The following is a 12,286-nucleotide window of genomic DNA, read 5'->3' as shown; positions in this document are numbered from 1 at the left end:
GTCAGCGTGCCTGTCAGCGGACACTCAGTCAAGGGCTGCGCCGCGGGTCGGACACGTGCCGCCTCCCGGCGGGCGCGTCCTAGCGACCATAGCCCATGTATTGCCCGATTAAACCGACTTTGCCGGTCGGGTGGCCGACAGCCACGCGCAACGTCGCTAGCTGGGACAATGCGCCAGAAAACGGGATGGCGAAGACCCGGGCACGGGTCTCCGCCATCCGCAAGAGAAAGCTGTGGAGCGTTAGATCACTTGAGGGTGACCTTGGCGCCTTCGCCCTCGAGCTTGGCCTTGGCGGCCTCGGCCTTCTCCTTGTTGACACCCTCGAGGATCGCCTTGGGGGCGCTCTCGACGGCGTCCTTGGCCTCCTTGAGGCCCAGGCCGGTCAGCTCACGCACGACCTTGATGACCTGGATCTTCTTGCCACCATCGCCCTCGAGGACGACATCGAACGAGTCCTGCTCGGCCTCGGCCTCGGCCGGGGCGGCAGCGGCCGCGGGGCCGGCGACGGCGACCGGCGCGGCCGCGGTGACCTCGAAGGTCTCCTCGAACTGCTTCACGAACTCGGAGAGCTCGATCAGCGTCATCTCCTTGAACGCGTCGAGCAGCTCGTCGGTGCTGAGCTTCGCCATGTCTGGCAACCTTTCCTAGCTTCTTAAATGAAAGTCGTACTGGTTCGCGGTGGCTCAGGCCGCCGCGGAACCGTCCTGCTCGCGCTTCTCCTGCAGGGCGGCCGCAAGGCGCGCCACCTGCGACAGCGGGGCCTGGAAAAGGCCGGCCGCCTTGGTCAGGTTGCCCTTCATGGCGCCGGCCAGCTTGGCCAGCAGTACCTCACGGGACTCGAGGTCAGCGATCTTGTTGACCTCGTCGGCCGTGATCGCCCGGCCCTCGAAGACACCGCCCTTGATGATCAGGACGGGATTGGCCTTGGCGAAGGCCCGAAGACCCTTGGCCGCCTCGACCGGGTCGCCGGTGATGAAGGCGAGCGCTGTAGGACCGGTGAACAATGCGTCAAGGCCCTCGATGCCCGCGTCGCTGGCCGCCCGCTTCGCGAGCGTGTTCTTCGACACGGAGTACTTGGTCTCCTCGCCGAGCGAACGCCGCAGCTCGGTGAGCTGCTTGACCGTGAGGCCGCGGTACTCGGTCAACACGGTGGCCGCCGAGTCACGGAAGTTCTCCGTCAGCTCAACGACGGCACTGGCCTTGTCGGCCCGGACCGGCTTGTCCGCCATGTCCCTCCTCTCTCAGTGCTCAAAGCCACTGGTCAGGGAGAAGGAACCGCGAGAATGAAAAACGCCCCGGCACAGGGCACGGGGCGACAGGCTTTCGATCAGCCGGATGCTAGCCGTTCTCCCTGCGCGAGCCGCCCGCATTCTGCGGGACCTTCGGCCGCGGCCTCCGTCGTGGTGACGGCTGCTGCGACGACCAGCGGTCTATGGGTGGAACTCCGACATGGAATGGTACGCGGCCGGCCCGCCCTCACCAAATCGTCCCCGCCCGCCACGCGCGTGATCACCAGCAGCGGCGCCCGGTGATCCAAAATCTTGCGGTGATCAGTGGCTGGGCGGGGCGCGCCATGGCCTGGGGCCGTGGGTGGATGCGGTGGGTGCGGCCCGTCGCGCTGAGCCCTCGGGGATCCCGCGATGTGGCGGTCCCGGTCGGTCTGTGGGACGCGCTCCCACAGGCCGGCCGGGTGTCCCGGTCAGTGGGCGGATGGCCCACGCTGCGGAAAGACCCTGTGGGAGCGACGGAAATATCCCCTTATATCGACCGCCTGTTGATCGAGCACGGCTAGCGCTGATGGGTTCCGGTTCGCGGCGAACCGCCACTTATCAAGATCTCTGCGCCGTGCGCGGCAGCCAGGGCGAGCCGAGCTCGAAACCGGCGTCGAAGGCGGCAACCACCGGTGACCGTGACGGGCGGCACTCACAGTGACCACGCACGACCCCGGCCATGGCGCGCCCCAGCCCAGCCACCACCCCACCGCAACGGGCGGCACTCACAGTGACCACGCACGACCCCGGGCCATGGCAAGCCCGGCCCAGCCACTGACCCACCGCGAGCAACTTTTGATCACGCGGCGGCCCACGGACCTCCCCCGCCCCGGCACCTGGGTGGGGCCGAGCAGAGCAGGTGGGTATGACAATTTTGCGCTGTCGTCCACAGGCGGCGGCTGTCAGGAGCGGGCTCGGCGCAGCCAGCCGTAGCCGGTGAAGGCCACGGCGCACCAGGCGGCCGCCCAGGCGACCAGCAGCGCGAGCGTGCCCGTCGGCGGCGCTGCGGCGTCGTTGAGGGCTCGGGCCGTGGCCATCACCGGCGGGACGAGCCAGGGGGCGAACGAGCCGCTCAGGCCCAGCACCACCACCAGCACCGCCGACACCACCAGCACCATCACACCCAGGCGCACGCTGCCGGTGACGGCGCGGCTGGAGAGGGCGCCGACCGCGACGGCCGATGGCACGGCCAGCAGGTGGGCGAGGATGCCGAGCGCGATGCCGCTGCCCAGCGACTTGCTCGTGTCGATGCCGTTGAACAGCCACGGGGCGGCCATCGCGGCCGCGCAGACCACGAAGGAGAGGGCGACGGCGGCCAGGATGCCGGCGGTCGCCTCCCGGGCCGGGCCGGCCGACAGGCGGGCCAGGCGGCGCTGCACGTCGGGCTCGGTGTCGAGGAGCAGCTTGGTCAGCCAGGCCAGCACCGGGAACAGGGCGGCGGCCGAGTAGCCGTAGGCGACCGCGGCGGGAGACGCTCCTCCCCCATAGATGATCCCGAGCTCGACCAGCACCGCGATCAGTGGTGGGAGGGCCCGGCCGCCCCGCACGAAGCCGGCGATCCGCATCCGGACGAGGGCGCTCATTCCCGTACGCCCGAACTGCGCACTTTGACAACGCGGTGACCGGCGGCACGCAGCGCGACCATCGCCTGGTCGGCCTCGGAACGACGGACCGCCACCTCCACGATCACCTCGTCCTCCTCGTCGCGGGCGATCGGCGGCGGAGCCGGCGCCGCGGTGTCCACGATTCCCTCGGCGATCGTCCAGTGGATCGCGCCCGGTAGCGCGGTGATCTCGCCGCGATGGTCGCTGACCAGCACGGAACCGCCCGCCGCGGTCACCTCGGCGACGATCGCGGGGATCAGCGTGCGGGCGACCGAGTCGAGGCCCTCCCAGGGCTCGTCGAGCACGAGCAGGCTGGGTGGGACGAGCATGGCCTGGGCCAGGCCGACCTTTTGCGCCGTGCCCTTGGAGAGGTCGGCGAGGCGGGTGCCGCCGTGCTCGGTGAACAGCAGGCGCTCGATCCAGTGGTCGACGGCCGACGGCTCGGCCCCGCGGACCTCGGCCATGCGGCGCAGATAATCGCCGGCCGTGAACGGCTGGTCGGCGGGGAAGCGCTCGGGGACCCAGCCGACCACCGCGGGGCGGTCGCTGATCGTTCCCCGGCCCGGCCGCAGCACCCCGGCGGCCAGTTGGAGCAACGTGGATTTGCCGGCGCCGTTGCGGCCCAGGACGACGACCGTGGCGCCGGGCTCGACGGTGGCGTTCAGCTGGCGCAGGGTCCAGCCGGCCCGACGGGCGTACCGGAACCACACCTGCTCGAAACGCACGGCCGCAAGCCTGCCACAAAGAAAGCCCCCGGGGTGTCCCCGGGGGCTTCCGTGAAGCGAAGATCAGGCCTCGGGCCTGAAGCCCTTGATCACGTTCGGGTCGATCGGCACGCCGGGACCCATGGTGGTGGTGACGGTGACCTTCCTGAGGTACTTGCCCTTGGCCGCGGACGGCTTGACGCGGAGAACCTCGTCGAGCACCGCGGCGTAGTTGTCGACCAGCTGGTCCTCGGTGAACGAGGCCTTGCCGATGATCAGGTGCAGGTTCGAGTGCTTGTCCACCCGGAAGGTGATCTTGCCGCCCATGATCTCGTTGACCGCCTTCGTCACGTCCATGGTGACGGTGCCGGTCTTCGGGTTCGGCATGAGGCCACGCGGGCCGAGGATGCGGGCGATCCGGCCGATCTTGGCCATCTGGTCCGGCGTCGCGATCGCGGCGTCGAAGTCCAGCCAGCCACCCTGGATGCGGGCGACGAGCTCATCGGTGCCGACCTCGTCGGCGCCGGCCGCCACGGCCTCCTCGGCCTTGGCGCCCTGGGCGAAGACGATCACGCGGGCCGTCTTGCCGGTGCCGTGCGGCAGGTTGACCGTGCCGCGGACCATCTGGTCGGCCTTACGGGGGTCGATGCCGAGGCGCATCGCGACCTCGACAGTGGCGTCGAACTTGGCCGGGCTCGACTCCTTGGCCAGCTTGATCGCGTCGGTGGGCTCGTAGAGCTTGTTGGCGTCGATCGACTCGGCCGCCTTGCGGTAGCCCTTGCTGCGCTGCATGTTCTCTTACTCCTGTGGTAGATGGCGGGGCGCCGCGAAGGACACCCCTCCCACTGACTAACTGTCAGATCTTGGTGACCTGGTTGAAGTTCAGCTCCACCGGCGTCTCGCGGCCGAAGATGGAGACCAGAACCTTCAACTTCTGCTGGTCCGCATTAATTTCGCTGATCGAGGCCGGCAGCGAGGCGAACGCGCCGTCGGTGACCGTGACCGAGTCGCCGACCTCGAAGTCGAGGACCTTGATCTCGGGCTTGGCCTTCTTCTCCTCCTGCTCGACGGCCGGGGCGAGCCACTTGAGCACCTCGTCCAGCGAGAGGGGGGCCGGCCGGTCGACCCGGTCGGTGGCGCCCACGAAGCCGGTCACGCCGGGCGTGTTGCGCACGCAGGAGTACGACTCGGGGGTCAGATCCATCCGGACCAGGATGTAGCCCGGGAAGACCTTGTTGTTGACCTGCTGGCGCTTGCCGTTCTTGACCTCGACCTCTTCGCGGGTCGGCACCTCGACCTGGAAGATGAAGTCCTCCATGTCGAGGCTCGTGATCCGGGTCTCGAGGTTGGTCTTGACCTTGTTCTCGTAACCGGCGTAGGAGTGCACGACGTACCACTCCCCGGGCGCGTAGCGCAGCTTCTGCCGCAGCTCCTGCACCGGGTCGAAGTCTTCGTCGTCCTCCGGCTCCGGCTGCGCCTCGGCCTCGGCCTCGTCGGTGGCGGGGGCGGCCTCGACCGACTCGTCGGTGTCCGCCGTGGCCACCGACGAGAGCTCGTCGGCGGACTGCGCGGTCTCGTCGTCGTACTCAGGCACGCTCGCTCACTTCCAGATATGTCTTCGAAGAACTTCTGGGCCGGCGGATCAGCCGCCGAACGCCCAGAGGACGGCCTTGCCGAACCCGTAGTCCAGGACGGCCACGATGGCGGTCATGATCGTCACGAAGAAGATCACGATCGTCGTGTAGGTCAGCAGTTCCTTGCGGGTCGGCCAGATGACCTTACGCAGCTCGCTGACGACCTCACGGAAGAAACCACCGATGCGCCCGAAGAAGCCGGTACGACGGGCTTCCTTCTTCTTCTTCGGCGCGTCGTCCTTGGTCCGCTCCGCGACGGCGGTGCCACCACGACCTACCGGCTCGGCCTCGAGGTCGTCATCGGACTCCGAGTCATCGGCGACGGCGTCGTCAAACACCTCGTCGTCGGCCGGGTCGCCGGCGTCACCGGGTCGATTCCTCTCGGCCATGGCGCCCTACTTCCGTCATCGGTGATGGTGGACCCCATCGGCGCCCGTTCCGGGGCCGGGGTCGTGGACCGCTGTCCCGGGCGGGCACGTCTGGGAGAGTTGCGCAGGGGTGACAGGACTTGAACCTGCAGCCTGCGGTTTTGGAGACCGCTGCTCTGCCAATTGAGCTACACCCCTGTGCGGGGCCGATCACCCCGTTCCTCGCGCAGGCGAGTTCAGGGGGTCACTTGCCCCACGGCGGACCAGTGTACGGGTAGACCCCGGGTTCGCCCAACCCGCCCTACCGTTTGCGCACAACCGCTTGTGCCATGGACAGAACTTTCTCGCCCTGGCAGGTCGCGGTCAGTGTCAGTCTGGTGTGGCCGTCCTCGGTCTCGCCCTTCACGACGGCGGAGACCACGACCTCGGTCCCCTCGTCGGTGTCGGGCACCGGTACCGGCCGGGAGAAGCGCACGCTGAACTCGACGACCGCGTCGGGCGCGCCGGCCCAGGCGGTCACGGCCCGGCCCACGAGGGCCATGGTGAACATGCCATGGGCGATCACGCCGGGCAGGCCCACCGAGGTCGCGAAACGCTCGCTCCAGTGGATCGGGTTGAAGTCGCCGGAGGCGCCGGCGTAACGGACCAGGTCGGCCCGGGTGACCCGGAACGTCTGAGATTCGAAGGTCATGGTCACTCCGCCCCGCGCTGCACGAGCTTGGCCCAGACGGTGACGACTCGCTCGCCGGCCTCGGTGGTGACGTCGCTGCGGGTGGTCATGAAGTCGTGGCCGCCACGGGAGGTGATCTCCTCGACCGTGTTCACGCAGACCAGGGCGTCGCCGGCGACGATCGGCCGGGCGTACGCGAACCTCTGGTCGCCGTGCACCACGCGGCTGTAGTCGACGCCCAACTCGGGGTCTTCGACGATCTGCGCGTGGCTGGACGCCATCGTGAAGATGATCGGGAACGTGGGAGGGGCCACGACGTCGGTGTAACCGATCGCGCGGGCCGCCTCGGGGTCGTGGTATTCCCGCTCGGTGGCGCCGATCGCCCGGGCGAACTCACGGATCTTCTCGCGGCCGACGAGGTAGGGCTCGGTGGGCGGGTAGCTTCGTCCCACGTAGGACTGGTCCAGGGGCATGCCCCACAAACTACTCTGCGCCGCCCTTTCGGACGGCGCAGCAGGTGTTGCTCTGGTGAAGATCAGCGGGTCTCGCGGTGCAGGGTGTGCCGGCCGTCCCGGGGGCAGAACTTCTTCAGCTCGATGCGGTCGGGGTCGTTACGCCGGTTCTTCCGGGTGATGTAGTTCCGCTCCTTGCACTCCGTACACGCCAGGGTGATCTTCGGACGGACGTCGGTCGCCTTGGCCACGGCAAGGTGCCTTCCTACTAACGGGGTTACTTAACGACCTACCAGCGTAGATGACTAGTACGCCGATCTGCAAAGGTGCTAGCTGCACATCGTGCTTGTAGCGGTGGCCGGACTTGAACCGGCGACACAGCGATTATGAGCCGCTTGCTCTGCCAACTGAGCTACACCGCCGAGCCAGGCCCGGCGCTTACCGGCAATGAGCCTGCGCCGGCGGCGGGAGACGAACCCGGGTAGAGCCCCCTTACGGAATCGAACCGTAGACCTTCTCCTTACCATGGAGACGCTCTGCCGACTGAGCTAAGGGGGCTTGCGCGCGAACTCTCGCTTGCTGCGCAGGAAAGACAATACACGGCCCCGAGCCGGGGGTGAAATCGGGGTCAGATCACCGCGCGAAGCCTGCGGACCTCGCCCGCAGGGGTCGATTCCGGCTCGGTCTGGGCATTGAACCAGGCCTCCAGCCGCTCGTACGGCAGGGGCCGGGAGAACAGGTAGCCCTGGCCGATCTCGCAGCCCATCTCTTCCAACAGGTCGAGGGTGAGCTCGCTCTCGACCCCCTCGGCCACGACCGTGAGACCGAACTCACGGGACAGGCTGATCACCGCCCGCACGATCGCCAGGTCGCCCGAGTCGGTCGCCATCCCCTGCACGAAACTGTCGTCGATCTTGACCTCGTGCACCGGCCACTGGCGAAGGTACGACAGCGAGGAGGCGCCCGTGCCGAAGTCGTCGACGCTGAGCCGTACGCCCAGGTCGCGCAGGCGGTAGAGAGTGGGCAGCACCCGCTCGATGTCGCCGAGCATGCCTGGCTCGGAGATCTCGAAGGTCACCTGGGCCGGGGACACCGCGTAATGCTCGAGCATCTCCTCGACGTGGTCGGGGAAGCGGGAGTCGAGCAGCGTGCGTACCGACAGGTTCACCGCGATGGAGAGCGGGCGGTCGGCCTCGGCCCACTCGCGGCAGCGGCGCAGGCCCTCGCTCAGCACCCGCTCGGTGAGCCGGGAGAGCTGACCGGTGTGCTCGGCGACCGCCACGAAGTCTTCCGGGGCGACCTCGCCGTGCGCCGCGTGCGTCCAGCGGGCCAGGCACTCGACACCGACCAGGTGGCGGTCGGCGAGGGTCACCTTGGGCTGGAAGTAGACGTCGAGCTCGTCGTTGTCGAGGGCCTTGCGCAGGTCGGCCGCGATACCCAGGCGGCGCACCGCGCGGGACTCGAGGGCGGGGTGGAACAGCTGCACGCCGTACGGAAGGACCTTGGCCGCGTTGGCGGCCAGCTCGGCCCGCTGGATCAGCGTCTCGGGGTCGCCGCCGTGATCGGGGTAGACGGCCACGCCGACCGCGGTGTCGACGTCGAGGGTGAGCGTGCCGACCGTCATCGGGCCGCGCAGCTGCTCGCGCATCTCGGTCGCCAGCCGGACCGTGACGTCGGTGCTCTCGGCGCGCAGGGTCACCACGAACTCGTCGCCGCCGATGCGCCCGACCAGGGCGCCCGGGCCGGCGATGCTGCGCAGCCGCTCGGCCACCTCGGCGAGCAGCTTGTCGCCGGCGGCGTGGCCCATCGACTCGTTCACGTCGCGCTGACCGTCGACGTCGAACAGCAGGGTGGCGACGACCTCGGTCTCGGCGCGCACCTTGACCGCCTCGGCGAGCGCGTCGGTGATCCGCCGCCGGTTGGGCAGTCCGGTGAGCCGGTCGTGGTACGCGTCGTGGCGCAGCCGCTCGACCAGCCGGGAGTTCTCCACGGCCGCCGCCGCGTGCGCCGCGATCGTCTCGAGCACCTGCACGTCGGCGGCCCGGAACACGCGGGTGTCGCCCATCCGGTTGATCGCCTCGAGACTGCCGATCGTGGTCTGACCCGAGAGCAACGGCACGATGACCGCGTCTTTGATCTTGTACTGCCGCAGATCTTTCCGGAGGTCGTGGGTGTCCTTGAAGCTCGGGCCGACGGCGACGGTCTGGCCGTCGGCGATCGCCTTGGCGCGGACCGCGGGCGGGGCCGGCGACAGGTCGAGCAGGCCCTTGTTCTCCACCCGGGCGGTGAGCAGCACCTCGGGATGGCGGCCCTGCGGCGCCAGCCAGAGCGTCGCGTACTCGGCGCGCATCAGCGCGCGAACCCGGCCGAGCAGCACGTCGGGCAGGGAGGCGTCGCTGCCGTCCTCGCGGACGGCCTTGGTCAGCTCGTAGACGTCGGTCAGCGTGCGGTGTTGCCGGAAGAACTCGGCGAACGAGCGGAGCATGAGGACGAGCGCGGTCACCAGCACGGCCAGCAGCAGCGCCGACCATTGGGTGGCGACCAGGGCGACCAGGAACACCAGGCCGATCACGATGTTGACGCCGGTGATGGCCAGCGTCGGCGGCAGGCCACGCAGCGCGTCCTGACCGACTCGGAGGCCCTGGATGGCGCTCATCACCCCGGCCAGGCAGAACGCGTCGAGCACCGTATTGATCATCAGGGCCGTGGCGAGGACGGCCCACGTCGCGGGCCCGGCGCCCTCGGTCTTGGGGAGCGCGGCGATCACGAGCAGGGCGGCCGAGATCGTGGCCGCGCACTTGGCGACGTTGAACCACATCTTGACCGGCGCGATGACGGCCGAGCGCAGCAACTGCGCGACGATCGAGGCGCCGGCGACGACGAGGATCACCATCGCGGGCGGCACGAAATACAGCACCAGAACGAGCGGAACCTCGGTGAGGATGACGCTGTAGGTGCTGCGGCGGATGACGACGTTGAAGACCCCGGCATAGGCGAGACAAATGCCCGCGAATGCGATGAGACCGACGGGCCAGGACTGATACCAGGTCGGGCGGTCAGCCCAGAACGAGGCGAAGCAGATCGCGGCGAACAGCGCGAGCGGGCCGGTGATCAGCCATGCGTACTGCGCGGAGTGCTGGCGTGCCCGCGGACGCCTGGCCATAACGCGCTCCCTATTAGTCGAGGCCGCCGACGAGAAACCGGGTCGCTCAGACCTGTGGGAGCCTCATTCCCAATCCCAGATCAGGGTGCTGTATTGGACGGCGCTGGTGCTCTGGGCCGCCTGGGTGCTCTGGGCGCCGTCGCTCTTGACCGCATCGTTGCCCCGGTCGGCAACCCCGGCGGCTAGACCAACGCCGCCGAAGACGACAGCCAGCACGAGAACCAGGCGCGCCGTGCGGCCCAGCTTCCTTGCGAACATGCCTGACTCCTGTGACGTCGAACGCGAACGTGTTGTTACGCAACCTGTTGGGGGGTCACATGATGGTGCCACACCAGTTGTGCGACGGGGAGTGTCCGACGGCGGGTCGAAGCCGCACATGCCGAAATCCTGACCGAACGGCTGAGGTGTTCACGAGAAGTGCGCGCGAAAAATTGATGCCTTTACGCCCGATTTAATTGCAGAAATGAGCCCAATTCGCATGTTGGCCGTCAAGATCACTTGACGTCAGGTTGGCCTGACGGGCACGCTTTCCGGATGACTGCCTCACCGGACGAACTGGAGCGAGAGCACACCCTCTCCACCGCTACAACGCGGTACGACGAGCTTCGGATGCGGGAGGCGCTCGCGTCGATGGCCGGTCAGGCGCCCGGTGCGAGCGGCACGCCGCTGAGCCGCGACGAGGCTCTGGAGATGCTGGCGCTCAGCGAGGTGGTGATCCGCAAGGCCGGGTACGGCCGGCAGGCGATGGTGCGGGCGGCCTGCGGCGCCGGAGCATCGTGGACCCAGATCGGGTCGGCGCTGGGCAGCAGCAAGCAGGCGGCCTGGGAGGCGCACACCCGCTGGATCGAGGAGCAGGGCCGCCAGCACGAGCGCACCGGCTACGAAGGACTCGGGCCCGACGACGTCGCCTCGGCGCGCGATCTGGCCGGCGAGCCCGACTCGTAGACCCGCACTTACTTTCCGGTGGCCGCCGGGCGGTCGGTGGCGCTGTACTGCGACCACGAACCCGGGTACAGGCGGCCCGGCGCGAACCCGGCCCGCTCGAGGGCCAGCAGGTTGTGGCAGGCGGTCACGCCCGACCCGCAGTACGAGACGACCGTCGCGTCGTCGGTGACGCCCACCGCGACGAACCGCTCCCGCAGCTGCGCCGGCGTCAGGAAGAGCCCGGCACCGTCCACGTTCTCGCGGCAGGGCAGGCTGTGGGCGCCCGGGATGTGCCCCGCCCGCGGGTCGATCGTCTCGTTCTCGCCCCGGAACCGCTCCGCCTGGCGAGCGTCGATCACCACGTTCTCCGCGCTCGTGGCGTCGTCGATGCCGGCGAGCCTCTCGCTCGGCCAGGGCCTCGCCTCGAAGCTTCCCCGGGGACGCCGCGGCGTTTCGGTCACCAGCTTTTCCGCGTACGCCGTGAGCCCGCCGTCGAGGAGGGCGGCGTCCCGGCCCGTGGCCCGCAGCATCCAGACGAGCCGGGCGGCCATCACCCCGCCGGCGTCGTCGTACCCGATCACGATGTCGTCGTCGCTCACGCCCAGCGCCGCCATATGCTCGGCAAACGCCTCGGGGGTCGGCAGCGGGTGCCGCCCGTCGGCCGGCCCCGCGTGCGCCGCGAGAACGATGTCCATGTCCACGAAGATCGCGCCGGGCAGGTGGCCGCCCTCGTAGGCCGCCCGGCCCGACCGCCCGTCGAGGTAGTAGCGGACGTCGGCGAACACCACCCGCGGATGCGCCTCGATGTCGTCGAGGCGGACGACCGGATCGATCATGGCCATTGCACCCTTCTCTCTACCTGCTGCTGAGCCCCAGCTTGAGCCCGAACCCGAGGAGGACCGCGCCGGTGCCGCCGTCGACCGCGCGCCGCACCGACCGCCGGGCCAGCTGCCGGTGTAGCGCGCCGGCCCCGACAATGATCGCGCTGAACCAGAGGATCCCCTCGAGGTCGTGGACGAGCGCGAGCAGCACCCCCACGACCAGCGGCGACGACCCGTCCGGGATGAACTGCGGCAGCACCGCGACGTAGAAGGCGCCGACCTTGGGATTGAGCAGGTTGGTGAACAGGCCCCGGCCGAACGTGTTCCACACCGTCGGCGTGGCCCGCTCGGCGGTGGTCTCGTCGGCCCCGGCGCCCTTCCGCAGCGCGGCCCGCACCATCCGGACGCCCAGATAGATCATGTACGACGCGCCGGCGACCCGGAGGATCGTGTAGGCCACCTCGGAGGCGGTGAGCAGCGCCGACACGCCCACGGCCGCGGCCGCGCCCCAGGTGAGAGCGCCCGCGCCGACGCCCAGCGCGGTCGCGAAGGCCGGCCCGCGGCCCATGCTGACCGCCGCCCGCAGCACCAGCGCCGTGTCGAGCCCCGGGGTGACGGTCAGCAGGGCGCCCAGCACGGCGAACGACAGAACGGCATGCGTCAGGTCCACACGCC

15 protein-coding genes and 3 tRNA genes are annotated in these 12,286 nt (G+C 69.3%); 1 reads left to right on the top strand and 17 read right to left on the bottom strand.

Annotated features, from left to right (window positions below):
* Positions 1-245: 245 nt before the first annotated feature.
* The 15 genes from rplL to ACIA5D_RS10480 form a co-directional block, all read right to left on the bottom strand.
* Positions 246-629: a 50S ribosomal protein L7/L12 gene (rplL, locus tag ACIA5D_RS10550; protein ID WP_396029623.1), complete on the bottom strand. Its 384-nt coding sequence runs from the start codon at positions 627-629 to the stop codon at positions 246-248.
* Positions 630-683: 54 nt separating this feature from the next.
* On the bottom strand, positions 684-1,229 hold the full coding sequence (gene rplJ, locus ACIA5D_RS10545; RefSeq protein ID WP_396029622.1) for a 50S ribosomal protein L10: 546 nt from the start codon (positions 1,227-1,229) through the stop codon (positions 684-686).
* A 944-nt stretch (positions 1,230-2,173) separates the two neighbouring features.
* Positions 2,174-2,854: a hypothetical protein gene (locus ACIA5D_RS10540; RefSeq protein ID WP_396029621.1), complete on the bottom strand. Its 681-nt coding sequence runs from the start codon at positions 2,852-2,854 to the stop codon at positions 2,174-2,176.
* Complete coding sequence (locus ACIA5D_RS10535; RefSeq protein WP_396029620.1) at positions 2,851-3,600, bottom strand: ATP-binding cassette domain-containing protein; 750 nt, start codon at positions 3,598-3,600, stop codon at positions 2,851-2,853. Before ACIA5D_RS10535 ends, ACIA5D_RS10540 begins: the two co-directional genes overlap by 4 nt.
* Before the next feature lie 63 nt (positions 3,601-3,663).
* Complete coding sequence (rplA, locus tag ACIA5D_RS10530) at positions 3,664-4,371, bottom strand: 50S ribosomal protein L1 (protein WP_396029619.1); 708 nt, start codon at positions 4,369-4,371, stop codon at positions 3,664-3,666.
* Between the two features lie 64 nt (positions 4,372-4,435).
* Complete coding sequence (gene nusG / locus ACIA5D_RS10525) at positions 4,436-5,173, bottom strand: transcription termination/antitermination protein NusG (protein ID WP_396029618.1); 738 nt, start codon at positions 5,171-5,173, stop codon at positions 4,436-4,438.
* Between the two features lie 48 nt (positions 5,174-5,221).
* Positions 5,222-5,602 (bottom strand): preprotein translocase subunit SecE, encoded by a 381-nt coding sequence (gene secE / locus ACIA5D_RS10520; protein WP_396029617.1) that lies wholly within the window; start codon positions 5,600-5,602, stop codon positions 5,222-5,224.
* 104 nt (positions 5,603-5,706) lie between these two features.
* A tRNA-Trp gene (locus tag ACIA5D_RS10515) sits at positions 5,707-5,779 on the bottom strand.
* 103 nt (positions 5,780-5,882) lie between these two features.
* A complete protein-coding gene (locus ACIA5D_RS10510; protein WP_396029616.1) occupies positions 5,883-6,272 on the bottom strand; it encodes a MaoC family dehydratase in 390 nt (129 codons plus the stop codon).
* Between the two features lie 2 nt (positions 6,273-6,274).
* Positions 6,275-6,724, bottom strand: coding sequence for a MaoC family dehydratase N-terminal domain-containing protein (locus ACIA5D_RS10505; RefSeq protein WP_396029615.1), 450 nt, complete (start codon positions 6,722-6,724; stop codon positions 6,275-6,277).
* Positions 6,725-6,786: 62 nt separating this feature from the next.
* Positions 6,787-6,954, bottom strand: coding sequence for a 50S ribosomal protein L33 (gene rpmG, locus ACIA5D_RS10500; RefSeq protein ID WP_015618978.1), 168 nt, complete (start codon positions 6,952-6,954; stop codon positions 6,787-6,789).
* Positions 6,955-7,052: 98 nt separating this feature from the next.
* A tRNA-Met gene (locus tag ACIA5D_RS10495) sits at positions 7,053-7,125 on the bottom strand.
* 63 nt (positions 7,126-7,188) lie between these two features.
* A tRNA-Thr gene (locus ACIA5D_RS10490) sits at positions 7,189-7,261 on the bottom strand.
* Positions 7,262-7,331: 70 nt separating this feature from the next.
* The gene (locus ACIA5D_RS10485) at positions 7,332-9,866 is read right to left on the bottom strand and encodes a putative bifunctional diguanylate cyclase/phosphodiesterase (protein WP_396029614.1); all 2,535 of its coding nucleotides are present in this window, start codon (positions 9,864-9,866) and stop codon (positions 7,332-7,334) included.
* 63 nt (positions 9,867-9,929) lie between these two features.
* Positions 9,930-10,124, bottom strand: a complete 195-nt coding sequence (locus ACIA5D_RS10480; protein WP_396029613.1) for a hypothetical protein — start codon at positions 10,122-10,124, stop codon at positions 9,930-9,932.
* Positions 10,125-10,400: 276 nt separating this feature from the next.
* On the opposite strand from ACIA5D_RS10480, the gene ACIA5D_RS10475 reads away from it, so the two are divergent.
* A complete protein-coding gene (locus ACIA5D_RS10475; protein WP_396029612.1) occupies positions 10,401-10,811 on the top strand; it encodes a hypothetical protein in 411 nt (136 codons plus the stop codon).
* Positions 10,812-10,819: 8 nt separating this feature from the next.
* On the opposite strand, the gene ACIA5D_RS10470 is transcribed toward ACIA5D_RS10475, so the two are convergent.
* The gene (locus ACIA5D_RS10470; protein ID WP_396029611.1) at positions 10,820-11,626 is read right to left on the bottom strand and encodes a sulfurtransferase; all 807 of its coding nucleotides are present in this window, start codon (positions 11,624-11,626) and stop codon (positions 10,820-10,822) included.
* 19 nt (positions 11,627-11,645) lie between these two features.
* Entirely contained in the window at positions 11,646-12,281 is a 636-nt protein-coding gene (locus ACIA5D_RS10465) for a LysE family translocator (protein WP_396029610.1), read from the bottom strand.
* Between the last annotated feature and the right edge of the window lie 5 nt (positions 12,282-12,286).

The organism is Actinoplanes sp. NPDC051513, from assembly GCF_044454685.1.
Lineage (GTDB): Bacteria > Actinomycetota > Actinomycetes > Mycobacteriales > Micromonosporaceae > Actinoplanes.
This window is presented reverse-complemented; position numbering and strand designations above follow the sequence as displayed.